Annotated in this window: 12 protein-coding genes; 3 read left to right on the forward strand and 9 right to left on the reverse strand. The window is 58.8% G+C overall.

Annotated features, from left to right (window positions below):
- Positions 1 to 6 precede the first annotated feature (6 nt).
- Positions 7 to 1,725: a molecular chaperone DnaK gene (gene dnaK / locus ACOX7T_RS09135; protein WP_433442012.1), complete on the forward strand. Its 1,719-nt coding sequence runs from the start codon at positions 7 to 9 to the stop codon at positions 1,723 to 1,725.
- 135 nt (positions 1,726 to 1,860) lie between these two features.
- Here dnaK and ACOX7T_RS09140 read toward each other — a convergent pair whose 3' ends face one another.
- The 4 genes from ACOX7T_RS09140 to ACOX7T_RS09155 form a co-directional block, all read right to left on the reverse strand.
- Positions 1,861 to 6,819 carry an S-layer homology domain-containing protein gene (locus ACOX7T_RS09140; protein ID WP_433442014.1) on the reverse strand — a complete coding sequence of 1,653 codons (4,959 nt, stop codon included), beginning with the start codon at positions 6,817 to 6,819 and terminating at the stop codon, positions 1,861 to 1,863.
- Between the two features lie 479 nt (positions 6,820 to 7,298).
- The gene (locus tag ACOX7T_RS09145; RefSeq protein WP_433442016.1) at positions 7,299 to 13,649 is read right to left on the reverse strand and encodes a glycoside hydrolase family 2 TIM barrel-domain containing protein; all 6,351 of its coding nucleotides are present in this window, start codon (positions 13,647 to 13,649) and stop codon (positions 7,299 to 7,301) included.
- A gap of 1,255 nt (positions 13,650 to 14,904) precedes the next feature.
- On the reverse strand, positions 14,905 to 16,743 hold the full coding sequence (locus ACOX7T_RS09150; protein ID WP_433442018.1) for an alpha-amylase family glycosyl hydrolase: 1,839 nt from the start codon (positions 16,741 to 16,743) through the stop codon (positions 14,905 to 14,907).
- Between the two features lie 4 nt (positions 16,744 to 16,747).
- On the reverse strand, positions 16,748 to 17,704 hold the full coding sequence (locus ACOX7T_RS09155) for a carbohydrate kinase family protein (RefSeq protein ID WP_433442020.1): 957 nt from the start codon (positions 17,702 to 17,704) through the stop codon (positions 16,748 to 16,750).
- 107 nt (positions 17,705 to 17,811) lie between these two features.
- Here ACOX7T_RS09155 and ACOX7T_RS09160 point away from each other — a divergent pair, with 107 nt between their 5' ends.
- Complete coding sequence (locus tag ACOX7T_RS09160) at positions 17,812 to 18,669, forward strand: AraC family transcriptional regulator (RefSeq protein WP_433442022.1); 858 nt, start codon at positions 17,812 to 17,814, stop codon at positions 18,667 to 18,669.
- A 27-nt stretch (positions 18,670 to 18,696) separates the two neighbouring features.
- Here the strand turns inward: ACOX7T_RS09160 and ACOX7T_RS09165 are convergent, their stop codons facing one another.
- The 4 genes from ACOX7T_RS09165 to ACOX7T_RS09180 form a co-directional block, all read right to left on the reverse strand.
- Complete coding sequence (locus ACOX7T_RS09165) at positions 18,697 to 20,874, reverse strand: alpha-galactosidase (RefSeq protein ID WP_433442024.1); 2,178 nt, start codon at positions 20,872 to 20,874, stop codon at positions 18,697 to 18,699.
- Positions 20,875 to 20,955: 81 nt separating this feature from the next.
- Positions 20,956 to 21,795 (reverse strand): carbohydrate ABC transporter permease, encoded by an 840-nt coding sequence (locus ACOX7T_RS09170; RefSeq protein ID WP_433442026.1) that lies wholly within the window; start codon positions 21,793 to 21,795, stop codon positions 20,956 to 20,958.
- Between the two features lie 12 nt (positions 21,796 to 21,807).
- A complete protein-coding gene (locus ACOX7T_RS09175) occupies positions 21,808 to 22,704 on the reverse strand; it encodes a carbohydrate ABC transporter permease (RefSeq protein ID WP_433442117.1) in 897 nt (298 codons plus the stop codon).
- Positions 22,705 to 22,729: 25 nt separating this feature from the next.
- On the reverse strand, positions 22,730 to 24,025 hold the full coding sequence (locus tag ACOX7T_RS09180) for an ABC transporter substrate-binding protein (protein WP_433442028.1): 1,296 nt from the start codon (positions 24,023 to 24,025) through the stop codon (positions 22,730 to 22,732).
- Positions 24,026 to 24,480: 455 nt separating this feature from the next.
- Between ACOX7T_RS09180 and ACOX7T_RS09185 the strand changes: the two genes are divergently transcribed.
- Positions 24,481 to 25,149, forward strand: coding sequence for a DUF624 domain-containing protein (locus ACOX7T_RS09185; protein ID WP_433442029.1), 669 nt, complete (start codon positions 24,481 to 24,483; stop codon positions 25,147 to 25,149).
- Positions 25,150 to 25,229: 80 nt separating this feature from the next.
- On the opposite strand, the gene ACOX7T_RS09190 is transcribed toward ACOX7T_RS09185, so the two are convergent.
- The gene (locus tag ACOX7T_RS09190; RefSeq protein WP_433442031.1) at positions 25,230 to 26,636 is read right to left on the reverse strand and encodes a uracil-xanthine permease family protein; all 1,407 of its coding nucleotides are present in this window, start codon (positions 26,634 to 26,636) and stop codon (positions 25,230 to 25,232) included.
- Positions 26,637 to 26,682: the final 46 nt, after the last annotated feature.

Raw genomic sequence — 26,682 nt, forward strand, 5'->3', positions numbered from 1 at the left:
AAGCATATGTCAAAAATCATCGGTATTGACCTTGGTACCACAAACTCCTGTGTGGCCGTCTTTGAGGGCAACGAGCGGGTGATCATTCCCAACCCACAAGGCGGCAGGACAACCCCCTCTGTTGTGGCCTTCACCAAAACGGGCGAGCGGCTGGTGGGTGAGTCTGCCAAGCGGCAGGCGGTCACCAACCCCGACCGTACCATCAGCTCCATCAAGCGAGACATGGGCACGGCCAGAAAAATAAACATCGACGGGAAGAGCTATACGCCCGAACAGATCTCGGCCATGATTCTCCAGCAGCTGAAGGCGGACGCGGAGAGCTATCTGGGCGAGCCGGTCACAGAGGCAGTCATCACCGTCCCGGCCTATTTTACCGACGCCCAGCGCCAGGCCACAAAGGACGCCGGCACCATCGCCGGGCTGAATGTCCAGCGCATCATCAACGAGCCCACCTCTGCCGCCCTGGCCTACGGCATCGACAAGGAAGAGGCACAGAAGATCATGGTCTACGATCTGGGCGGCGGCACCTTTGACGTCTCCGTTCTGGACATCAACGGCGGCGTGATCGAAGTATTGGCCACCTCCGGCAACAACCGCCTGGGAGGCGACGACTTTGACCAGTGCATCTGTGACTGGCTGGTCAGGGAGTTCAAGCGTGAGAACCGGATCGACCTGTCAAAGGATATCAGCGCAATGCAGCGCATCCGGGAGGCGGCGGAAAAGGCAAAGATTGAATTGTCCAGCGCCGTCACCACCGAGATTAACCTGCCCTATATCGCCACCGGCAGGGACGGCCCCAAGCATCTTCTCTTTGTCCTCAGCCGGGCAAAGTTCAACGAGCTGACCGGGCATCTTGTGGAGCAGACCATGGCGCCGGTGCGGGCAGCTCTCTCTGATTCCGGTCTGTCCATCTCCCAAATCAGCAAGGTGCTGATGGTGGGCGGCTCCAGCCGCATCCCCGCCGTCCAGGAGGCGGTCAAATCCTTTCTCGGAAAAGAACCCTTCAATGGCATCAACCCGGATGAGTGTGTCGCCATGGGCGCGTGCCTGCAGGGCGGCGTCCTGGCAGGCGCCGTAAAAGGGCTGCTCCTTCTGGATGTCACCCCCCTCTCCCTGGGCATTGAGACAGTGGGCGGCGTCTGCACCCGCCTCATCGAGCGAAACACCTCCATTCCCATCACAAAAAGCCAGATCTTCACCACAGCATCCAGCTTCCAGTCCTCTGTGGAGGTCAATGTGCTTCAGGGCGAGCGGCCCATGGCCCGTCAGAACAAAAGCCTGGGAAAGTTCAGGCTCAACGGCATCCGCCGTGCCCCCCGGGGCGTTCCCCAGATCGAGGTCACCTTTACCATTGACGCCAACGGCATTGTCAATGTCTCGGCCATGGACAGGGACACCAGAAAGCGACAGGAGATCACCATCCAGGGCTCCAGCAACATGAGCCGGGAGGAGATTGACCGGGCAGTGCGGGAGGCGCAGCAGTACGCCGCTGAGGACGCCAGAGCCAGGTCCGACGCCCAGGTAAAGGACCGGCTGGAAGGCCTGCCGTACCACAGCGAGGAGGTCCGCAAAAGCATGGACAAGGAGCAGAAAAAGCAGCTTGACGAGGCAATCAAAAACGCAAAGCGTGCCCTCAGGCACAGGGACACAGCGGCAATGACTGCCGCTGCGGATGCTCTGGAGGCCCTTATCGGCACACAGGGGAATGCAGGCAGCGGGATGTAAAAAAACGGGCAGCGCGCGGATTGGGTGAATGACCTGCGCCATCCGTCAGGCGCGGCAATATAAAACAGGGGAGGCTCCACAGCTGTGGAGCCTCCCCTGTCTTCGTTCTGCTCTGTTCTCATCCGGAGAGCTGTCTCATTTCATCTCGTCTGCCTTTTGTGAAATGCGCTGGAGCATCACCGCGGCCTCAGCTCGGGTTGCGGTGCCCTGGGGATTGAGCCGCCCGTCAGGTGTGCCGGTGAGGATGCCCTCAGCCACCGCCCACGCCATGGCGTCGGCCGCCCAGTCGGAGATATCTCCGCTGTCGGCAAAGTCCAGAGCATTCTCCGCCGCCGGGCTGCCCGCGTACCGGTACAGCATGGCAGCAATCTGCTCCCGGGTTACCACGGCGTCAGAGTTGGTGCCGTCGGACACGCCCTCGGCCATGGCCCAGGCCTGGGCCTTCTCATACCAGCTGCTGCCGCCCTCGGTGTCCACACCGTCCATACGGGCCAGGATGGTCCACATGGTGGCGCGGGTCACGGTGCCGAAGGGCTGGAACATGTTGTTGCCGATGCCCTGCATCAGTCCGGCCTCCACCATGGCATTCACCGCAGCCTCGTACCAGCTGCCGGCCTCCACATCGTAGAAGGTAATGGGCTCCACAGGGGCAAACTCCGCGGTAATGGTCACCTTGCCCGCAGGCTGAGTGAACTTCCAGGTGCCGTCCGCCTGCTCCGTCACCTCCACGGGCTTACCGTTCCGGTCGGTGACGGTCAGGCTCTCCAGCTCATAGCCTTCCTCAGGCTTGGGGGTGATGGTCACAGTCTGGCCCTGCCGGGGGAAGAGAGGACTGACGCTCACAGTGCCGTGCTCGCCTGTCTCTGTCTCAGGCCGGTAGACAGGCGCTGTGGGGGTATCCTTCTCCGTTACCGTGTAGTTGACCCCCTCCTCCAGCTTGAAGGAGATGGCTCCAGTCACTTCGTCCACGGTAAAGTCGACCTGAGTGCCGTCGGAGGCCAGAACTGCAATGCGCGCCGGGTCCCAGGCGCCCTCAGACACCTGATTCGTGATAACGGACTTCTGAATCACATCAGCGGAATCCTGGAAATATCCATCTACCTTCTCCGGGGAGTAGGGATAGGTGAACTCGTAGACCGCCCCTTCGGGAGAGATGGGATAGACATCGCAGTACAGGTCATTGTAGAGTACGCTTCTGTCCCGATAGCCGTAGTTTTCATTCTCAGGCAGAGTGCTCTCCGTGTCCATCCAGTCCTCCCGGACGGTAATGGCTGTATTGCCCACATAGACGGGCATGGTCATCAGATCCATCTTCACGTCTGTCAGGGTCTGACCGCCCTCATAAATCTCGCCGGTATTGATATCCATCCACTTGCTGCCCGCAGGCAGGTAGACGTCCCGGATGTCGCTCTTGTTGCCGTTCATGGAGCTGGTGGTGTTGTCCAGGATGGGGGCCGCCATCAGGCTTTCACCAATGAGCCACTGGGCGGTGCTGACATTTTTATCGAACTGGTTGGCCACGTTGGGATCATCGGGGTAGGCCAGGAAGAGCGGGTTGTAGGAATAGGGATAGCCGGTTTCCCAGGACTTCCGGGCGGCATCGTAGATGTACGCCTGATAGGTGGAATGCCAGTTCATGGCGTTGAGCACTGCGGGCTCCAGCGGATTGTCCGCCCCCCAGGGCAGATTGCCCAGGGAGACAGAGGGCATCAGAGCACAGGCAATGGCGTTGCGGGCCAGGAAATTCTGGTAACCGGGCTTTCCAATGGAGCCCGTGGCAAAGTTGGCGCCAACAATATCGGGATAGACATTGCCCATGCCGGAGGCGGCAAAGGCCGCTGTGTTGGTAATGATGCGGCCGGGATCGTTGGAGCCGGTGTCGTTGATACGGAGAATATCACCGTGGAGAGAATAGGCGCCGTTGCGCACCATCTCCATCACATTGTTGCGCACCAGATTGCCGTTTGCATCCTCATCGTAGCAGAGATAGTAGTCTGCGCCGCCGGGAACATCGTCGTGGTCGCGGAATGTGCCCTGATTGGTGGCCATGGTGTCTTCCTTCCAGCCGTTGACATACCAGTACTCCGTGCCTTCCTTGTACCAGGCCAGGGCCTCCGGATTGCTGGTGTCCAGCATGTAGACATTGCCGGCTGGGAAGAGCACGGTGGTAGTCAGAAGTGTTCCGTCCTCGTTTTTCAGGAAGTAACCCTTGTCCAGTCCCTCCTGGACCCACTGACCATCGTTGGCAGCCTTGAAATTGCCGCCGTCGCCGGGCATGGCCTTGAAGTTGACCCGCAGGCCGAAGATGGCTTTCAGATTGTTCTCCCGGAAGAAATGCTGGAAGGTCCCCTCGGGGAAAAGCTCGTCATAGGGAATGTCGTTATCGGGGTCCTGGTCAAAGTTTTTCTCGATATCCGCAAAGATGGGTGCATTGGGATAGCGGATATCATACGGAGCCGTCTCAGGACTGCCGTCGGCGGTCTTGCCGTTATCATAGAGGCCGAAAGAAGTGGTACAGCCCTGATAGGGATCGTTGGAAGTGGATGTACCGCCGCTGCGCTGTCCCTTCCAGAAGCCGGAGCCCAGAACGCCCCACTTCAGGTTGTAGCCCCGGTCCAGGAACTTACGGGCATACTCCTGCATGGTGTCCTCGGCCACAGCCCAGCCCATGGCTCCATACCCCTCGAAGCCAACGCCGAAGAAGTCATAGATGGGTTCTGCATCCAGATAGCCCTCGGCGTTGCGCACGTCCTTATAGTCCTGATAGATGTCCTTCAGCTCGCTCTCGTCACTGCCGAAGAAGTAGTACATTCCATCGGCGGAGACGGCGTTGGTCAGTCCCTCCATATTGGCCGTCTGGGTAAAAGCCGCCATTTTCTGCCGGGGGCTGAAGAGGACCTCGGCAAAGCGCTTTTCAGGGAAAACAGCAAAGGTAGAGATAAAGCGGACGGTTCCGCCGTTGTTCATGATATTGTCAAAGCTGCGTCCCGCCAGGTTTGCATTGCCGCCATAACCGCCGCTGTCGCCGAGGCCGTATACCGGAGCCAGTCCGGCGTCATTGGTCACACCGGCGGTCTGGAACTGGAATTTATAGTAGGTGCGGGAGCCGGTGGCAGGTCTCTCAAAGAGCACACCCGCCCGCTCAAAGGCCGCAAGGCAGCTGTCGTAGTCACTGATGTCGTAGACCGTCTCTGTTGCGCCATTCTGGGTGCGGCTTACTTTGATGTTGAACAGGTCGGTCTGAGACTTGTAGGAACGGTAGCCCACTTTGCCGGAGATAGGAGCGCCGTTGTCATACTCGCCCAGCAATTCCTCTCCGTCATAGACAAACAGCTTGTTCCCATCCACCTTTACGGTCAGCTGGGTATTCTGGTTGCAGGTGCCGATGTTCGTCTTTGTGATCTCACCGCCGGCAAATTTCAGCACCTCAATGTTGGCAGCGGGCCAGGCCTCGTTCATCACCTTACGGACATTGATATAGTTGTCCATATCCTGATAACCCACCATGGGACCTGCGCCCGATGTGCTGCTCAGTCCGTCCAGCTGCTCCAGGAAGGCCAGCTCATAGGCGCCGGAAAAGTCCTCATTTGAAATGAGATAGGCAGGCTCACCGCCGTTGTGGCGGATAAAGACAGTGGGTCCTTCCTGGGCGCTAATGCCATGAATGTAGGTACGGAAGTTGATATAGCGCTCACCCAGCTTCAAAACAACACGGACTTTTGTGCTGCCCAGCATGCCCTGAAGTATGACCTCATCGCCTTCCACAGAGATCAGCTCCGCGTCGGTGACCGGCCTTCCGTTGACCAGAATGCCGGCAGTTTCATGCATGTCCGCCACAGTCTCTCCGGTCATGCGATTGGTGAGGGAATAGCGGAAATCCGCCTTGCTGATGCACACCTCATAGCTGCCAGTGGTAATGCGCAGCGTATCCTCTGTCTCCTCCACCAGTTCACTTTTCAGCACCCTGTCCTTCAGTACAGCCTGGACTGTGACATCTTCGCTGCCCACACAGAAGGTCATATCCTCATCCAGCACCGCACCGGTGACAAGGAAGGTGTCCAGATACTTGGTCGGGTCGGTTACATGGTAGGAAATGGCCACCCTCTCACCGCTCAGCGCTTCCTCCGCCGACAGCGACACGGTAATCCCCTCTATTGGGGTAACCTCCAGGTTATAGCTGGCAAGGTCACTCAGTACCGGTTCCAGCACCACATCCTGCCCCGGCATTGTAAAGCTGCGGCCGGAGAAGCTGTCAATTTCGGTGCCGTCGGCAGCCAGAATGCGGATCTGGCTCAGCCACTTTCCTTCGGGTAGCGCCCCCCAGGTGACAGACACCAGTTCGCCGGTATCGGCATGGCCGGGAACATTCAGCTCCAGCTCGCTGTCCTCTGCCACCCGGATAGACCAGCCGATATTCTTTGCCTCAATGGCCTCTGTGAGGCTCTGAAGTGCAGCGTAAATTTCCTCCGCTGTGGGAGCTTCCTCGGCCAGCACCGCCTCAGCTGCCTCAATGGCTGCCTCCAGCCGCTCTTTTCCCGCGTCAGTGGCGCCGTCCAAGGCAGCTTTCGCCTGGCCGATTTTGTTCTCCAGCTCACTTGTCAGCGAAATTTCATCAAATTGCAGAGAATGCAGGACGATCTCATACTGTCCGTCGAGATAATCGTGCATATAGGAGTTCTCATGGGTCTTCAGCGTCACCTGTGCGCCGCTCTCCCCGACAGTTAGGACGCCCACCTCAGTGGTGATATCGCCGCTGCCGGTGTGGGTATCATAGTCTGCACAGACAAGGGCGTCACCGGCATAGACCGCATAATTGGAGCGGGTTGTGCCATGGTTGGCCTTGATGCTCAGCCGGTAAGCCCCGGCAGGCAGATCCTGCGCCGAAAAGTCAAAGGTCACCCAGTTTTCACCCGCAGGACGATTTCCAAAAAAGATAACGTACTTCCCGTCGCCTGCTGCAGGCTCCCGCAGCGTTCCCTCAGAAATTGTATCGCGTTCCATGAGCGCGGCATAATCGAACTCATAGGTGCCTGCATTCTCCTGTGTCTCAGCAGGAGAATCCAACGGCTGGACCATCTCCTCCTGCTGCACCATCTTCTGTCCTTCCTCAGCAGCTGCTGCAGGAATAGCAGTCCCCAGGCAGGAAAACAGCATGATAAGGGCTAAAAATGCACTAAACACGCGTTGTCTTCTCTTTAACATGTCTTCTTCTCCTTCCCTTCTATTTGTTTTCATCGTGTCCGCTATCTTGTTTTTTATCACGCTCCTAAAAAGTATGGATTTTTAATATCAAGGCAGAGCAGAAAATTTTACAGCGCTTATATCATCCAATTAATTCTATTGTATTCTTCAAAGTGAGGAGTGAATTTGTCCAAAGTTTAGTTCCATTATACGTTTAAATTGGGCACTTTTCCTTAATTTTTCTGCACAGTTGATAGCAATTTTCTGAACTAAAATTCAGAGCGCAGGAGACCTCTGTATTTTGTCTGTGCCTGGAAAAGCGTTGCGCAAGCTTGTAATAACATGTCGCGCCGGAGACAGCTGCCTCCGGCGCGACATATCAGCACGTTGGTTTATTTTTTTATGCTCTGGCAAAAGCGCATCAGAATGGTAGCCGCTTCTGCACGGGTAGCAGTTCCATCCGGATCCAGGATATTGCCGCTCTTTCCGGTGAGGATGCCCTCGGCCACAGCCCACGCCATAGCGTCGGCCGCCCAGTCGGAGATGTCTCCGCTGTCGGCAAAGTCCAGAGCATTCTCCGCCGCCGGGCTGCCCGCGTACCGGTACAGCATGGCCGCAATCTGCTCCCGGGTCACCACGGCCTCAGGGTTGGTGCCGTCGGACACACCCTCCGCCACGGCCCAGGCCTGGGCCTTCTCATACCAGCTGCTGCCGCCCTCGGTGTCCACGCCGTCCATACGGGCCGGGATGGTCCACATGGTGGCGCGGGTCACGGTGCCGAAGGGCTGGAACATGTTGTTTCCGGTGCCCTGCATCAGCCCGGCCTCCACCATGGCGTTCACCGCAGCCTCGTACCAGCTGCCCGCCTCCACATCAGAGAAGGTAACGGGCTCCACGGGGGCAAACTCCGCGGTGATGGTCACCTTACCAGCGGGCTGGGTGAACTTCCAGGTGCCGTCCGCCTGCTCCGTCACCTCCACGGCCTTGCCGTTCTTGTCGGTGACGGTCAGATTCTTCAGCTCATAGCCCTCCTCAGGCTTGGGTGTGATGGTCACAACCTGGCCCTGCCGGGGGAAGAGAGGACTGACGGTCACGGTGCCGTGCCCGCCTGTCTCTGTCTCAGGCCGGTAGGTGGGGACAGAGGTTCCATCGCTGGTGGGCTCCAGGGCCTCTTCCGCAGCCTCCAGGGCCTCCAGCGCCTCATCCACCTGGGGCTGGGTGGCAAACTCGTCCTCCAGAACCGCCAGCGCCTCATTCAGGCTGGTCTGAAGGTCCGCAAAGCTCTCCTCTGTGTAGTCCTGGGCAGAGTAGGCCTTGCAGCGCTCCACCAGGCTCTGCAGTTCGGTCTTGTCGGCCTGAGGCCGCTCCATCTTGTAGACCTTCAGATTATCCATCTGGGCAACTGCACCGTAGGCTCGGTAGCCCACTTTGCCGCCGCCCTCGCCCAAATTCAGGGCAGTCATAAGTGTGCCATCCAGATAGAAATAGACTGTGCTGCCCTCGTCCTCAACACGGATTTTGTGACTGTCATTCCACTCTCCCGAGATTGGCCGTGCAAACAGGAGAGAGGTCTTACTGTCTTTCCAGCGGTAAATCTGGAAGGTAGGATTGGACGCATTTGCGCCAAGGTCCACACGGACATGATAGAAATTCTTGTCATCCTGATAGCGGAATATAATGCCGGCACTCATGGCCAAACCAGCAGCACCCTTTTCCACGATGGACATGTCGCTCTCTATCACATAGCCGCTCCAGTCCTTTTCTCCTGCCGTGATAATCGGGATTGCCTTTGTATTGGTCCCATCCATGGTAAGTACATCATCTGCGATCTCAGCCGTGCCGCTCTGTGTATATCTCCCCTCCACAATTTCGGAGAAATTATCCTCCAGCAGCATTTCTGTCCCTTCATTTACGACGAGTTCCACCTCGCGGCTGTCCAGAACAGTATCGCCGCTCAGAACGGAAATGACGACAGTATACCACCCGCTTTCCACATCCTCGCTCATGGTAACAGGCAGGGTGAAGGAGGCTGTTCCATTTGCCGCCACTGTAAATCCGGCGTCAGCGGGCACGTGAATTCCCTCCGGAAGCCCTTCCTCCTTTACAGAGAGCGTCTTTTCTTCCTCAAATGTACTGGTCGCCGTAATGGTTATCCTGCCCTCCGGGCTGAATTTATTCAACGGCAGCGATGTGGTCTCAACAGAGGCCAGTATGACATGCTGGCCGTCTCCAGTGGTGGTCGCCGCAGAAACCGGCTGCGAGAATTCAGAGCATACCTCCCCATTCAGGGATGCCACAGAGAACCAGTAGGTCTTGCCTGTGTCCAGGCCGTCGATGGTGAGCTGCTCCACCTCTGCCTTTTGAATTGTTACACGGTTGTCCAGCTGCTCGGCGCTCTCACCATACTTTACCACATAGCCGGTGGCCTTCCAGGAGGGGTCAATGGTCAGGCTGACCGAGGTTTTACCACCGGCAGCACCCTTCACCACAGGCACCTCACGGGCCTGGTCAGCGGTCTCTACGGTCACGGCCACCTCCTGGCTCCAGGCGCTGGGCACACCGTCGGTGACGCTGCGCAGGCGGTAGTAATAGGTCTGGCCGTCCTCCAGTCCGGACACCTTCACGGAACCCTCAGTTCCAAAGGTCATGAATTGGGTATAACTTCCGCTCTGGGTGCCGTACTCCAGCTCATAGGTGTCGTCGGCGCTCTTCACGGAATAGCCCACAAAGAAGGCTCCCTCGATGGGCTCAGTGTGCCAGATAATGGGGGGCAGCACAGTGCCGTCGGTGGTGGTTGCAGCCTCCACAGCGGCGGATACAGGTCCGCTGCCTGCGCTGTTGGCCGCAGAAATGGTGACCGAATACGTCTCTCCGGCTTTGAGGCCGGTGACGTCGGCATAACGGTTCAGATTAGCAGTGGCCGACTTGTTCACACCATCTCCGGTGAGCGTAATGCGGTAACTCTCAGCGTTCTCCACATCGTCAAAGAGCACGCGCAGAGCGTCGCCCGCAGCTACCACACCGGTTATTTCAGGTGTTTCAGAAGGCGCCTGAAGATACTGGTATGTCTCTGCAATCTCATATCCAAGGGCATCAATGACCGTGACTCTGACCGCTCCGATTCCGCCGCTGGGAATATTCTGAATTGCCACAGCGGTTTCCCAGCTGCTCCCGTCATCTTGAATGTTGGGAATATCAATCAGTCCGGAAGAAATGATGCTGCCCGCACTGCTGTATGTCTCCCATTTCAGGACAGCGCCGCGGATCGGATATGCCGGAAGTTCGTTTTCTATATTGCGGCTCTGTACGGTAACCCTGGCAATGGCGCTGCCGCCCTCACGGTCCGTATCTCCGGAAACTTCAACAGACAGCTTCTTTACGGGAGAGGATGCCTCACGCAGGCTCTCAAAGCCTATCTTCTTGTCACCCCATACTGTGGTAACGCCCCAGGCCCGGTTTTGTCCCAGAGGAGTTCCACTGTAATTGGAGCGGTAGTCGTTGAGCGTCCAGATAGACGCACCGAACACATGGGTCTGCGTTCCATACTGGTCCAGCCAGCTGCGCGGAGTAATGACCGCCTTGTCGGGAATTTCAGAGGTCTGTTTGCTGCCATACTCCGTGATAAAGAGCGCTTTATCCGGTGCAATTCTGTGGTACGCTGCCGCTGTGCTGGCAAAGCCGCCGTAAGAATTGCAGGCGAGGAAATCCGACATGAACATGGAATCATCTTCGGGCTTGGTGGCCTTGTGGCCGGTGTTGCTGACTTCAATCACAAACCGGGTGTCATCCAGCTCGGTCTTAATAAAATTGCGCATGTATACCGCATACTGCTTTACATTTTCCTGGGCACCCTTGAGCTCATTTCCGATGGACCACGCAAAGATGGAGGGGTGGTTGTAGTCCCGCTCAATCATCTCCTTGTACCATACAGAGGCGCGGTAAGGGTACTCGCTGCCCGGCGGATTGGTAATCTCGGCTACGCCGCCTCTTCCCGGTGCGCCGTCGCCCCAAACGTTACCCTCGCAGATAAGGAGGAAGCCCACCTGGTCACAGTAGTCCAGCAGATTCTTGCTCATGGGCACATGGCTGAGACGGGCGCAGTTCATGCCCATGCTCTTCATATAGTCCACATCACGCATAATGACATAGTCCGGCTCTGTGCCGCCGTTGGCCCGGTCATCCCACACACGGTTGGCGCCGGTGAGACGCACCTGTTCGCCGTTGAGGTAGAACTTGGTATCAATAATCTCAATCTTACGGATACCGATGTTGTCCTCAACGGTATGGAGAACGGTGTCCCCATCCATGATTCGGGTTTTGACGGTGTACAGATTGGGCGTGTCGAAATGCCACAGCTTCACATTCTCCAGGGTAAGGCTGGCATCAAACCTCTGGTCCTCAGTTTCCGGAGTCGTGGGCTGAACAACAACTTCTGTGCTCGTGGTTCCCACCACTTCTCCGGTTGCTTTGTCGTACACATCACTGACCACGGTGTAGATCCTGGCCTCAGTGGCCTGGTTGTTGATCTTGTACTGGAACGTGAGCTGAGCGGTACCCTCCTCCAGGTTGGGCTCGGAGGTGATGTGCTGCCACTCAATCTTGGAGACGTTGTTTACCCGCAGCAGGGCGTCGCCCGAGATGCCGCCCCACTTCCACCAGGCGCCAAATGTCAGTTCATTGTTTATCTGGATGGCGATGGTGTTTTCGCCGCCGTAGTTCAGGTAGTCGTCCACCCGGAATTCAAAGGTGGTGTAGCCGCCGTCGTGGCTGCCCACCTCACGGCCGTTGATCCAGATACGGCTGTCGTGGTACACGGCGGTCAGGTTCAGGTAGGCGGGGTAGCCCTCGTACTCAGCGGGCATGGTAAAGGTGCGGCCGTACCAGCCTGTGCCCTTGTAGTTGGCATAAGCGTTCTCCAGGTCCCAGTTGCCGGGCACGGGCAGGCTGTCCCAGCCCTCGGTGTTCTCCAGGGTGTACCAGCCCTGAGCCTGGCCCACATCGTCCGGGTCTGTGGTAAAGCTCCACATGCCGTTGAGGGACAGCTCCACCTGGCCCTGGTCGTTCTTCAGCGGGGGCAGGGTGTTAATATCCCTCCGGGTCTGGAAACTCAGAACAATTTCCTCACCTACGGTATTGCCCATTACGTCGGCAACCGCAGCGGAAATTACCACCTGATAGACACTGGCCGCGTCCATACTCGCCTTGGGTGTAAGAATTACAGTACGCCCCTCCTGATCGTTCGGATCCATGGTGACGTCTGCTTCCAGCGATACATCGCCCTTCTTGAGTGCGATTCCGGTCAATGTATCCGGATTTACCGGCGCGCTGAAGTACAGCCTCACAGGTCCGGAAACCGGAATGCCGGTGTCCTGATCCAGCTCGGCCAGCAGCTCTGTCGCGGGCAGCTCAACCACAAAGGGCTCACTTTTTACCGGCTCAGAAAAGCCATTTCCACCCAGGCTGGTTCCTGTAACCTCCGCCGTATAGGTGCCGCTGGGCAGATAGGTCTCGCAGGAATAGCCGCCGTCCACCACCTGTGCGTTCAGTGTGCGCACCACAGTTTCTTCGCTCTGAATCTTCACTTCCACAGAGGATGCACCAACCGCTGTACCCGAGATAACAACAGGCATTTCTGTCACAGGGCTCTCCGGCACTGTGACGGTTACCTCCGGTCCGGCCACACCGCTCAGGAACAAATTATCAAACTGTGCTGTGCATTTCTCAACCTGAACGCCAATACCGCCAGGCTGCTGGGGCGCTCTGTACTCCGAGTCCACAGTTTCAAACAGGAGCTCGCCATTTGCATAGCAGCGGATATACGGGCCATCGACTGCTATGGTCACTTCCAGCATCTGACCCACATCCCAGCCAAACGGAGATATTCCATGTACAGCCCACGTGCCGTTCTTGTTCTGCTGGAGCGAAATCTTTCCGCCAATCTCCATCCGAAGGAGCCAATAATTGCTGCTGTCCGTATAGCGGAACACGATACCGGCGCCTGTATAGGGGCTGGCAATGATTCCGGCATGCGCAGTCAGGCAATAGCTGTCGCTGTCCGGAGCGTTTGGCGCCAGCAGAAGTGCAGAGCCGGTATGGCTTCCCTGAAGAACCTTGTTCCCTCCCCGGTCTGCAACAGTGTACTGGCCGGCATCCCCGGTCCAGTCAGTCAAAAGGCCATCCTCAAAGGTATAGGCGCTCTCAGGCACCTCCGACGCCACGCGGAAGCTGCGCTGTGCAGAAGCGGTTCTGCCGTCAGCGGAAGTGGCAGTTATCACAAGCGTATAGTTTCCCGTACTCAAGCCGGTGAGCTCGTAAGAGAACCGGCCGTCTTCCAGGGCCAGCGGCTCCACGGCGCCGCCGTTAATCTGAATCCCGGCGTTTTCTGCGTTGGACACAGTTCCACTTACCGCAACGCTTCCGACATCTGCAGGCAGAAGCTCACCATTTTCAGGCGTCTCCAGTTCCACCGCAGGAGCCGTCTCATCCAGCGCATACACCTTCAGATCGTCAAAGTTCGTGCTGCATCCGTACAGCCGCAGGCCAATACCGGCGCCTGCCTGCTCTGCATTATAATTGGGAGCGCTATATTCTATCAGCAGGACATCATCCACATAACAACGGATCTTTTCGCCGTTGGCTGTGGCCGCAAGGCAATACTCTGTATTATTACTCCAGTCAAACGGCTTTTCTGCCAGCAGAGACAATTTGCCGTCTCCATTGGGGAAACCATAGAGCTGAACCACTTCGCCTCCGGCCTTATTCACATTCACCCGGAAGTGCAGAAAGTCCGTCTCATCTTTCAGCCGGAATACCAGACCGGCACTGCTTCCCTTATTTATGTCGCTTTTCGTCACGTCCATTTTCGCAGTGACAGTATAATTTCCGCTCTCTATCCCTTCAGGTAATGTATAGCACAGAACTGTCCCCGTGCTGCTGACCTGCAGAACTCCGTTCTCCACGGAGGCAGTCTGTCCGGAGATTGTCCAATCAGCAATGCTTTCTGTGCTGTCGAACCCATTTTCATACAATGCTTCTCCTATTGCGGGACCATCAGCTGCGGCGAAGGCGGCAGTGCTGAAACAGGACAATGTCACGGCAAACGCCAGCAGTCCGCTCAGGAGCCTTCTTCTAAGTTTTTGCATCACGCACAAACTCCTTCCATTTCCTCATTTTCTTTCCCTTAGAGCATGCTCTCCTTTTTGCTTCTGAATACGGCTTTCTTTTCATTCCTTTCTTTCATTTATTAAAAATATAGCTATATTGCATGTATAACTTTATATATTCCCATCAGAATTTGTATAATATCATCAGCCATATTAGGCTGCCATGATTAATCTGCATATTATCTGGATTATTCCGCCTTATCCAAGTGCACTGTTTTTTCCCCATTTAATATTTAAAATCTATCGTTTCTGGGCATATTCTGGGGCTTAATCACATGGAATAGAGCAGGCAGCAGCCAGAACGCCTGTTGTTTCTTATTCTTTGCGCTATAAGGGCGATGCCATTTTCTATCTTTTCAAACTTTATTTCTCTGTTGTATAGGAGAACGGAAAAAATGAATCTGGCGAAGTATCTGTTCGTATTTGTGCGGGAGGATTTGAGCTTTGTTCTCTCTTACTATGGGCGTATTTCCGGTGGTGGCTGTGGCCGTGTTTGCCGGTCTGTATTTCTCCGTTATCCATACTACTGTGCAAGAATGTGAGGATTTAAGCAAGAAAAACGTCTCTTTCTGTCCCTTTCCATGATGGTCACACCGACACCCTCAACCCAAAGTTCCATGACCTGAAATACCCTATCCAGGCACTCAACGACAAGCATGGACTCCAATCACTGCGGGATATCCAGGCCGGCCCTTGAACCGTGACATCCGATCGACATAAAAAATACCCCAAGCCAGAAGGCCCGGGGCATTCTCTTTTGCGGCGTGATAATCCCCGCATAAAACAAGCGTAGGGAGAACGGTATACCGTTCTCCCTACGCTTGTTTTCATGCTTTTATTGTCCGTCTCTGCGGCGGCACAGGCAGTACTGATAGGGCCACAGCTGCCGGGTGCTGCATGGCCCACGCTCGCCGGTGATGAGGTCCTCAAACTCCCCCTCCATGGCGTCCATATGGACGGTCTGGAACTGGTCGGAGAAGTTGAACAGGCAGGTCAGGGTCTCCCCCTCCACCCGCCGCACCAGTGCCAGCACCTGGCGGTTTCCGGTGTCCCAGGTGGTAACCCAGGCGTCCGGCCCAAAGCAGCGCTCACCGGCCCGCAGCTCCTCCAGACGGCGGAGCCCGTCCCAGATCCGCTGCTGGACCGTGCCGGGCTGGGTGCGCAGGGCCGCGTTGTCCCAGTTGAAGCGGATCCGGTGGAGATTGCGGCTGTCCTCCCAGCGGTCCGGGTCCTGGTGGTAGTCGTAGCCGTTGAGCTGGCCGATCTCATCGCCGCTGGAGAGCATGGGAAAGCCCGACATGCACATCATGGCGGCGTGCATCATCAGGTCCCGCTGGATGCCCTGGGTCACCTGGGCCTCGTCCCCCTCGTAGAGTCCCTTCTCGATGCCGCAGAGGCTGGCGGTGGTGCCGCAGGTTCTGGCGTCCTGGGTGACAGGGTTGTAGTTGTACCGCTCGCCCCGGGCAAAGCTGCCGGGGTAGCTGCCCTCAAAGAACTCATAGAGGTATTTTTTGTGGGCCAGCGGGTCTATGCCGATGGTCCTGCCGAACTCCTCGTTGAGGCCCCAGCCGATGTCGTCATGGCAGCGCAGGTAGTTGACAAAGCAGCAGTGGGCGGGCAGGCTGTGGAGGTCGTCCAGCTGGCGCTTGAGCTGCCGGACGTCGGCGCTTGCTAGGGCGCTCCACTGGGTGGCCATGGTGGAGGCGTTGTACAGCAGATGGCACTCCGGCTTCTCGGCGGTGCCGAAATAGGGCGCCAGCTCCTTGGGCGCCATCACCACCTCGCCCTTCAGAATGACAGCGGGGCAGACCGTCTCGGTGATGAGGCGGATCATGCGCATAATGGTGTGGACCTTGGGGAGATTGCGGCAGGTGGTGCCCATCTCCTTCCACAGGTAGGGCACCGCGTCGATGCGCAGGAGCTCCACGCCCAGGTTGGCCAGGTGGAGCATGCTGCACACCATGTCGTTGAACACCGCCGGGTTGCGGTAGTTCAGGTCCCACTGGTAGGGGTGGAAGGAGGAGCAGACGTACTTCTTCATCTGCTCCTGGTAGAGGAAGCTGCCCGGCGCGGTCTCGGGGAATACGTCGGGGATGGTCTTTTCCATCTCACGGGGAATGTCGGGGGTATCAAAGCAGATGTAGCGGTCAATGTACTCCTGCTCCCCCGCCTTGGCCCGCATGGCCCAGGGGTGGGTGTCCGCCGTATGGTTGATGACAAAGTCCAGGCACAGGCTCATGCCCCGGCGGCGCATGGCGGCGGTGAGGCGGCTCAGGTCCTCGTTGGTGCCCAGAGACGGGTCCACCTGGTCAAAGTCCTCCACGGCATAGCCGCCGTCATTGTCCGGATGGGGCATCTTCAGCAGGGGCATCAGGTGGAGATAGGTGATACCCTGCCCGGTCAGGTAGTCCAGCCGCTTCTCCAGCTCGGTCAGATTCCCGGCAAAGAGGTCGGTATACATGGTCATACCCAGCATCTTTCCCGCACGGAACCACTCCGGGTTCTCTTCCCGCTTGGCATCCAGCCGCCGCAGGCTCTGGCTGCGCTGGCGGTAGGCCTCCGCCATGCGCTCCAGCAGCTCGTCCAGGCGGTCACGGCGGTCATAGAGCTCCATATACAGCCATTCCAGCTCATCCCGCCTGTCCTTCAGGCGGCGTTCAAAGGCACTGATCATCTCGTCATCCTCCTGTTACCCGTTGAATATCCGCCCGCTCCGGCATGCTGCGGATGGCGCCCTTTTTGGTGGTGATCAGCCCCGCGGCGGCATTGGCAAAGCGCAGCATCTCCATAAGCCCCGCCTGGTCCAGCCGGTCCAGGCCGTGGTCCAGCACATAGTGCAGGCAGCAGCCGCAGAAGGTGTCCCCCGCGCCGGTGGTGTCCACCGTGTTGGGCTGGAGATAGGCGGGACACTCCACCGTCACGTCCTGCCACAGGGCAATGCTGCCCTTTCCGCCCCGGGTCACCAGCAGCAGCCGGAGGTTGGGGAAGCGCTCCCGCAGGGCTGCGCTGCCCGCGGGAATCCCGCTGCATCCGGTGAGGAATTCCAGCTCCTCCTCCGCCACCTTCAGAATATGGCACACCGAGCAGCCCCAGAGCATCTGCTCCCGGGCGGCGTCCAGATTGGGCCACAGGGAGGCGCGCAGGTTGGGGTCAAAGCTGATGACAGCGCCGCCGGCAGCGGCCAGCTCCACGGCGGCCCGGGTGGCGCTTCGGGCCGGCTCCCGGGTGAGGGACAGGGAGCCGAAGTGGAAGATCCTTGTCTGCCTCAGCATATCCTCAGGCAGCTCCTCCCGGGTCAGCAGCTCATCCGCCCCGGGGTTGCGGTAGAAGCTGAACTCCCGGTCCCCGTCCGGGGCGTTCTGCACAAAGGCCAGGGTGGTGCTGGCGTCCGGGTCCAGGACCAGGCCCCGGCTGTCAATGCCCACCTCTTCAATGGTATCCTTCAGGCGGCGGCCGAACATATCCTGCCCTACCTTGCCCACAAAGGCGCAGCGGCGGCCCAGCTTGGCCAGCATGGCCAGCACATTGCAGGGCGCCCCGCCCGGATTGGCCTCAAACAGAGGGTTACCCTGTCCGCTCTTCCCGTTGGCGGTAAAGTCAATCAGCAGTTCACCCAGGGCCACAACGTCGTACATAAAATCCCCCTCTTTTTCTGTTGGTGTCTGTTAAAATCTGTGATATAATCAATAAAAAGCCGTACAATACAGGCCGGTGCCGGCGCCGGAGAGACGGAGGCGATACCATGGACGACCTCTCCTTTTCCATCTTCCCCAACGAAAATTTTCTGGATCTGCGGCTCTACCAGTATGGCTGGGAGCAGTGTGCCCCCCTCCATTCCTTCGGTCCCTTTGTCCGCAACCATTTCCTGTTTCACTACGTGATCTCGGGCCAGGGCTTTCTGAACTCCAATGCCCCGGATGGCACTACCCATCGCTACGACCTGACGGCGGATCAGGGCTTTCTCATCTGCCCGGGCCAGGTCAACACCTACTGTGCGGACAAGGACCAGCCGTGGAAATATGTGTGGCTGGAGTTTGACGGCCTGCGGGTCACCGAGTACCTGACCTACGCCGGTCTGGACGCCTCACACCCCGTCTATACCCCCCAGAGCACCGCCCAGGGGCAGGCCCTGCGGGACAGCATGCTCTACATCGCCAACCACTCCAAGGTCTCCACCCTGCACCTGATCGGCCACCTCTTCCTCTTCCTGGATGCGCTGGTCCAGTCCTCCGCGTCCAGGCGCTCCGCATCGGGCGGCCAGCTGCGGGACTTCTACATCCAGGAGGCCATCACCTACATGGAGCAGAACTACCAGCGGGATCTGACCGTGGAGGAGCTGGCCGATGTGTGCAAGCTCAACCGCAGCTACTTCAGCAAGCTGTTCCGGGACAGCATGGGCTGCCCGCCTCAGGAATTTCTCATCCGTATGCGCCTGTCCAAGGCCACCGAGCTGATGAAGACCAGCCGCGCCTCCATCGGCGACATCGCCCAGATGTGCGGCTATCCCAACCAGCTCCACTTCTCCCGGGCCTTCAAGAAGCGGTACGGGGTCTCACCCCGGGCCTGGCGGGCGGAAAATCAGTTTCATGCAAAAGGCTGACTGCTGTACCGGCAGTCAGCCTCTTTTTTACTCTGCCTCCAGGCACAGCTGCAGGGCGCTGTAATCCCCCCGGCGCAGGGGCAGGGGATATCCGGCGTGCATCAGCACATCGCCCGGATAGGTCTCCTCCCCGTTGACCCGGTAGCGCAGCTCCGGGTCCAGGCCCTTCAGCCGCAGGACGGCAAAGGGCGGCGCGGCACACAGGTCGCAGTTGACCAGAGAGACCAGGGCCCGACGCCGATCCGGGGACACGTGGGCCCAGGCGGCGTAGCCGTCCCCCCCGTCAGGTGGGCTGAGGCGGTAGTAGTCCCCCTGCTCCACCAGATCCCAGCACGCCTTGTACTGCCGGATCTGCCGGGCAATGGTCTCCTTCTCCTCCTCCGTGCACCGGCTCAGATCCATCTCGTAGCCGAACACGCCGGACATGGCCACCACGCCCCGGGTCTCCAGCGGGGTGACCCGGCGGTTGATCTCGTTGGGCACGGCGGAGACATGGGCACCCATGGTACAGGCGGGATAGCAGAAGGAGGTGCCGTACTGAATGCTCAGGCGGTCGATGGCATCGGTGTTGTCGCTGCACCAGATCTGGGGCGTGTAGTAGAGCATGCCGCCGTCAAACCGGCCGCCGCCGCCGCTGCACCCCTCAATGAGGATGTTGGGGTAGTCCTGATGGAAGCGCTCCAGCAGCTCATAGACGCCCAGGACGTAGCGGTGGTATACCTCGCCCTGCCGCTCGGGGGACAGGGCGGACGACCAGACCTGGGTGAGGCTGCGGTTCATGTCCCACTTGAGGTAGGTAATGGGGGCGCTCTCCAGCACCTTGCGCAGGTCGGCGTAGATGCGGTCCCGGACCTCCCGGCGGGTGAAGTCCAGCACCAGCTGGCTGCGGCCCCGGGTATAGCCCCGGCCGGGGGCGCACAGCACCCAGTCCGGGTGCTCCCGGTAGAGCTGGCTGTCCTCGCTGATCATCTCGGGCTCAATCCACAGGCCAAACTGCATGCCCAGGGCGTTGATCTGTCCGGCCAGACCGGCCAGGCCGCCGGGCAGCTTCTCCTGGTTCACCCACCAGTCGCCCAGGCCGCCCAGGTCGTTGTTCCGGGTGCCGAACCAGCCGTCGTCCAGCACGAACAGCTCCACCCCCAGAGAGGCGGCCGCCCGGGCCAGTCTCATCAGCTTCTCGGCGTCAAAGTCAAAATAGGTGGCCTCCCAGCTGTTGACCAGCACGGGCTTGCGTCCGGTCCGGTTGCTGCGCAGCAGCCGCTCCCGGATGGCCCGGTGGAACTGGCGGCTCATCCCGGTGAGGCCCTGGGGGGAACAGATCAGGGCCGCCTCAGGGGTGGTGAAGCCCTCTCCGGGCGCCAGCGTGTAGCGGAAGTGATAGGGATGAATCCCCATCACCAGACGGGTGTCCTCAAACTGGGTCCGCTCCGCCGCCGCCTCAAAATTGCCGCTGTACAGCAGCATGGCCCCGTAGCACAGCCCGTGGTCCTCTCCCGCGTCCCGCTCGCACAGCACCACAAAGGGGTTGTGCTGGTGGCTGGAGATGCCCCGGACGCTGCCCACGCTCTGGACTCCGGGGCGGAGGGCCCCGCGGTTCATGCCCCGCTCCATGGCGTGGCGGCCGTCAAAGGTGAGCATATCCAGGTCGGCCCGCTGGAAGTCCAGGCACAGGGAGGCCGCCCGGCACAGCGCCACGTTCCCCTCGCCCTTGTTCACCACCCGCACAGCCCGGGTGATGAGGTCGTAGTCGGGGAACACACCGTAGTAGAGCTCCACCGCCACCTGGGCAGCGGCGTCCTCCAGGAAGAGCACCAGCGTCTCTCCCCCCTCCCCGTGGAAGGCGGGCAGGCCCTCCAGGGCATACTTCCCCTCCCGCTGCTCAAAACCGGTAAAGCGCAGGTCGGAGATATGGCTGCCGTCGGCCAGTTCCAGCTCCAGGGAGGGCAGGCGGAAATCGCCTGTGCCGCAGGTGGAGTACTCCTGGGGCAGGGTGTCCAGGGAGTAGGTCCGGCAGTGGCCGGCCTCACTGGGGTTGGGGGAGAAGCCCCGGTCCGCCTGGCGGATCAGGAAGGACATGTCGGCGCCCGTCACCCGGGGGCCGTAGTAGGTGTGCAGCAGCACGCTGTACTGGTCTACCTTCATCTGGTAGGTGGTGCTGTTGGTATGCAGGGTAAAGGTACGATTTTCTTTATCGTAGACAATCATGGAGAGACCCTCTCAGCAGAATAAAGTATAGTCGCGACAATTCTAATGGATTTCTCAGCCCGATGCAAGAGCCGCCCGGGGTTATTTTCCGCCGGTCATGGCCACGCCCTCGATGAACTGTCTCTGGAAGAACAGATAGAGCACCACCATGGGGAGCATGGCCAGCAGGCTTCCCGCCATCAGCACGGGGAAGTTGGTGGAGAACTGTCCCCGCAGAGTGGCCAGGCCGGAGGACAGGGTCATCATCTTCAGGTCGGAGTTGACCACCAGGGGCCACATCAGGTCGCTGTACGCAAACACCGCGGTGAACACGCTCAGGGCTGCCACCGAGGAGGAGGTCAGCGGGAACATGACCTTGGTAAAGGTCTGCCACTGGTTACAGCCGTCCAGATAGGCGGCCTCGCCAATCTCGTTGGGGATGCCCATATAGGCCTGACGGAGGAAGAAGGTTCCGAAGGCGCTGACCAGACCGGGGAACACCAGGGCAAAGATGGTATTGGCCATGCCCAGCTTGGCCACCATCTGGTACTGGGGGATGATGAAGATCTGGCTGGGCAGCATCATCTGGACCAGGACGATGGTGAAGAGGATGTTCTTCCCTCTGAACTTCAGCTTGGCAAAGGCGTAGCCCGCCATGGAGCTGAAGACCACGGCGCACACCACCCGGAACAGGATCATCAGGGCGGTATTGACGTACAGGTTCAGGAAGGGCAGGCTTTTGACCGCCTCCACAAAGTTGTCCAGCATCAGCTGGGCGGGGAAAATGTCGGGGGGAATCTGCATGCTCTCGGCCACGGTCTTGGAGCTGGTGAGCACCATCCACACGAAGGGGAAGATCATCACCACGGCGCCCAGGATCAGAAACAGATAGGTCAGCAGCGTGGAGGTCTTCCGTGCCCGTCCAATCGAACTCTTATTCATTGCACACCCTCCTTAAATCTCGTAGTTGACCCACTTCTTCTGGCCGACGAACTGGATGATGGTCACGATGCCGATGAGCAGTACGGTCCAGATGACAATGGCGGAGCCGGAGCCGCGGCTGCCGGCCACGAAGGACTCGCGGTAGAACAGGTACATCAGGCTCTGCACGTCGGTGAGGGCCGGGTTGGTGTCCTCAACCATCATGTAGATGAGGTCATAGACCTTCAGAGAGGCCATCAGGCGCATGATGAGCACCACAAACAGGGTGGGCGAGACCATGGGCAGGGTGATGTGGAAGAACTGGGTCACCTTGCCGGCGCCGTCAATGGAGGCGGCCTCATAGTAGGACTTGGAGATATTCTGCAGGCCGGCCAGCAGCAGCACGGCGTCGTAGCCGATGGCGCTCCAGATGGCCACGATGGCGCAGGCGATCATAACCACCTTGGAGTCGGTGAGCCAGTTGATGTTGGTGCCCAGGATCTGGTTGAGGATGCCGTACTCACTGTTGAAGATCCAGCGCCACACCATGGTCACGGCGGCGGGGGCGCAGATCATGGGCAGGAAAAACACCGAGCGGAAAAAGCTCTTGCCCTTGATCTTGGCGTTGAGCAGGATGGCAACCAGCAGGGACAGAAACAGTCCGATAGGCACAGTCAGGATACAGAAATAGATGGTGTTCCAGGTGGCCTTCCAGAAGTCGGGATTCTGGAACATATTGATGTAGTTGTCCAGGCCGATGAACTTGTAGTGGCCGAAGCCCAGGTGCTCACAGAAGCTGGCGTAGAGCGTCTGGATAAAGGGCCACACGTTCAGGATCAGCAGGCCGACAATGGTGGGCGCCACCATGATCCAGCCCCAGTTCTCTTCCCGCCGGGCAGCGGCGGAAAGCTTGGATATCTTGGCGCGCATATGACTCACAACCTTCCCCTCCCTTTTAATTCTCCAGGGACGCCGCCGTGGCGGTATCCACTGCTTCCTGCATGCTGGCCAGACCGGTGTCCAGATCCAGCTCGCCGCTGTAAATCTTCAGCAGCAGGTCGGAGACAGGACTCTTCCACTTGGGCCGGGCGGCGTTGTTCACGTTCTGAACACAGTAGTCGAACTGGTCGAAGCACACCTGGATGTTCAGCGGGTAGTCAAACTGCTCAAAGGCGGTTCTCCAGGTCTCCTCCAGGCCCAGGTAGGCAGGGATGGCCGCGCCGGACTCGCCCTGAATGCGCTGGGCCTCCTCGGTGCCGAAGAACTTGAGCACGTCCTTCACCACCTCCAGGTTCTTGCCCCGGGCAGCAGTGGAGTAGCACAGGCCGTTGGAGATGGTTGCCCGGCCGTCCCCGCTGGCGGGGTCAGGACACTTGGGCAGCACCGCGATATCCCACTTGCCCACCATGTCGGGGTAGTTGTTCATCTCAGCCAGAAGATTCCAGTTGCCCTCCAGGAACATGGCGCCCATCTCGGAGAAGAAGGCGGTGCCGGGGCTGGTCTCGGCAAAATACTTCTGGTCCGGGCACCAGTCGTAGTCCTGCAGGCCGATATAGAACTCCATAGCCCGGGCGGTGGCGCTGTTGGTAAAGCCCGCGGCGGTCTTGTCCTCATTGAGGATGTAGCCGCCGGCCTGGTAGACAAAGTTCCAGTAGCCCAGCTGCTCGTCGGCGTAGGCCATGTAGCCGTACTTGCCGGTGGCCTCGTAGATCTGCTCGGAGGCGGACACCAGGTCGTCCCAGGTCCAGTTCTCGTCGGGATAGGCCACCCCGGCCGCGTCGAACATCTCCTTGTTGTAGACCAGGCAGACATTGTCCTTGTCCTTGGGCACGCCGTAGAGCCGTCCGTCGCTGCCCATGGCGTTGCTCAGGGAGATGTCCGAGTAGTGCTCCGTGTAGTAGTCGGGGTCAACGTCATCGTAGAGGTCGGTGACGTCAGCCAGCATGCCGAAGTCCGAGTAGTACAGGATCTGGTTGGTGTGCATCCAGAAGATGTCCGGCATGGTGTTGCTCTCGGCAGCCGCCTCCAGCTTGGTCCAGTACTCACTCCAGCTGGTCACCTGTACCTCAATGACCACGTCGGGGTTCTGGGCAGTGTAGGCGTCGCACATGGCCTGCATGCCGTCGCGCTGGGCCACATCCCAGATCTGAAAGGTCAGGTGCGTCTTTCCGTCCGATTTGCCGCACCCGCTCAGTGGCAGCAGAAGCGCAAATGCCAGGACCGCTGCCAGTATACAGGATTTCCTTCTCATAACTCCACTCCTCGCCGCATTTTCCCGCTCTTTCCTCTCAAAAGCAGGTTTTTATGAGAAAAATATAATCCTTGGCCGCTTGTTTTGTAAATGGACTGGCATATTTGAAATATGCCCGGATGCCATATAAGTCCGATTTTATGCATGTCATATAGCATTTGGGTACATTTTTAGCATTTTCATTTAAGATACACATTTTTAACCGTCTATATTTGTGTATTTTAACATTCTTTCGGCGCTGCTTTTTCCGCATTTTTCCTACCACTCGAAAACTGCTTTTTTGCCCATCGCCGCTATATAGCTTTATGTGCAATTCAGGCTCTACCGGCACCGGGCAGGCCTCCAATTCGGCACCGGCCGGGTGTTTTCCGGTATTGAATCCGCCGGGGCGACGTGATAGACTTTTCCTATCACCGGCGTCCGCCTCCCGGCAGGACGCGAAAGGAGTGTCCGCCGTGTTTTTCTCCAAAGGTGCTCAGCCGCCCGCACCCGGCACGGATCAGGAGCCCCCGGAAAAAACCGGGCCTGCCCGCTTTTTTGAGATTCTTCAGTCGGATTCCGCCAACCTGCTGAAGGCAAATCTCCTCTTTGTGCTCACCTGCATTCCTCTGGTCACCATCCCCCCGTCTGTCTTTGCCATGAACCGTGTGGTCCGCCGCCTGGTGCTGGACCAGCCGGTGCACTGCCCCGCCGACTATTTCTCCGCCTTCTGGCAGCATCTGGGCCGCTCCTACGCCGCGTTCCTGATGGTCGCCCTGCTTCTGTTCTTCTCGGGCGGCGGCGCCCTGTTCTACCTCCGCCGGGCCGGGGCAAATCCCCTGCTGTTTCTGCCCTTTATGCTCTGCACCACCATCTTCCTTGTCACCATGCTCTCCTCCACCTACTTTTACGGGCTGCTTGCCGACGGTTCCGACCTGCGCTCCGCCCTGCGCATGGCCCTGATTCTGGGCGTGGGGCGTCCCTTCCGCGCTCTTCTGGCCGCGCTCTTCTGCTACGGGTCTCTGGCAGTATGCGCCCTGGCCTTTCCGTTCAGTGCCGCGTATCTGCTGTTCATCGGCTTCTCCCTTCCCTGTCTGGTGGCCAACTTTTTCATCCGCACGGTACTCAGGCGGTACGCCTCCTGACCGCCCCCTCCTTCTGCAGACAAAAACAGCCCCTGCCGCTTGTGCGGCAGGGGCTGTTTTTTATGTACTTGTCTGATGGCTCAGTCCTCATCGGCGTCCTTGCTCTTAGGCAGGAACAGGCTGAGCAGCAGCGCCACCACAAACACGCCGGCCACGGCATTGCCGTTGAAGATGTCGCCCACGGCGGAGGGGAACGCGCTGAAGAAGTTGCCGTCGGTCTGGGTCAGGCCCACGCCAACGCAGAAGGACAGGGAGACGATGATCATGGTGCGGTCGTTGAACTTGCAGTCCTTGAGCATCTTGACGCCCTCATACAGGATGGAGCCGAACATCATCACGGTGCAGCCGCCCAGAACGGACTGGGGCAGGGAGTTGAAGAAGGCGCCCAGAGGCGGGAAGAGGGAGGCCAGAATCATAATCAGCGCGCCCATGAGGATGGTGAAGCGGTTGATCACGCCGGTCATGGTCACCAGGCCCACGTTCTGGCTGAAGGAGGTCAGGGGCAGGCAGCCGAAGCAGCCGGAGATGGTGCTGGAGAAGCCGTCCACGGCCAGGGAACCCTGGAGCTCCTCGATCTTCAGGTCGCGGTCCAGCGCGCCCTTACACACCGCAGTGGTGGCACCGGTAGTCTCCGCCGCCGAGACCAGGAAGACGATGGCGATGGTGAAGAAGGCGCCAAGGTCAAACACCGGCATGTGTCCGGTGAAGAACACGGGACGGGGCAGGCTGAAGAAGCCGATCTCACCCACGGTCTTGCCGATGCCGGAGAAGTCCACCAGCGGCGCCACGTTGGCCAGGGTGAGAATGCCCGCCAGGATGTATCCGGCGATGAGGCCCACCAGAATGTTCAGGTTCTTGTACACGCCCTTGAGCAGGTAGCGGGACACCAGGCAGACCAGCAGGGTGAACAGGCCTACCACCAGGTGATACCAGGAGCCGAAGTCGGCAGAGCCGCTGCCGCCGCCCCAGGAGTTCATGCCCACGGGCAGCAGGGACAGGCCGATGGCGATGACCACGCAGGAGGACACCACAGGGGTGAGGAAGCGCTTCCAGTACCGGGCGCTCAGGCCGACCAGGCCCTCAAAGATACCGCCCAGGATGACCGCGCCAATCATACCCTCATAGCCCAGATTTGGATTGGTGCAGATGATCAGAAGGCTTCCAAGGAAGGTGAAGCTGACGCCCATCACGATGGGCAGCTTGGAACCGATTTTCCAGACGGGATAGAGCTGCATGCAGGTGCCGATGCCGGCGGCAAACATGGCGCACTGGAGCAGGCGGGTGATCTCCACCGCAGTGAGGTGGTTTTCCGTCCCGCGCACCAGGGCGGCGCTGCACACAATGAGCACCGGGGCAAGATTGGATACAAACATGGCCAGCACATGCTGCAGGCCGAAGGGAATCGCCTTGGACAGGGGAACACGCCCATTGAGTCGGTAGATGTTTTCCGAACTGACAGTCTTCACATTCGCTTCCTTGTTTTCCATTTCGCACCTCTCATCATCTAAATGCTAAATCATATTTTTCTTTACA

The sequence above is a fragment of the Pseudoflavonifractor sp. genome (assembly GCF_050943825.1).
Lineage (GTDB): Bacteria > Bacillota > Clostridia > Oscillospirales > Oscillospiraceae > Pseudoflavonifractor.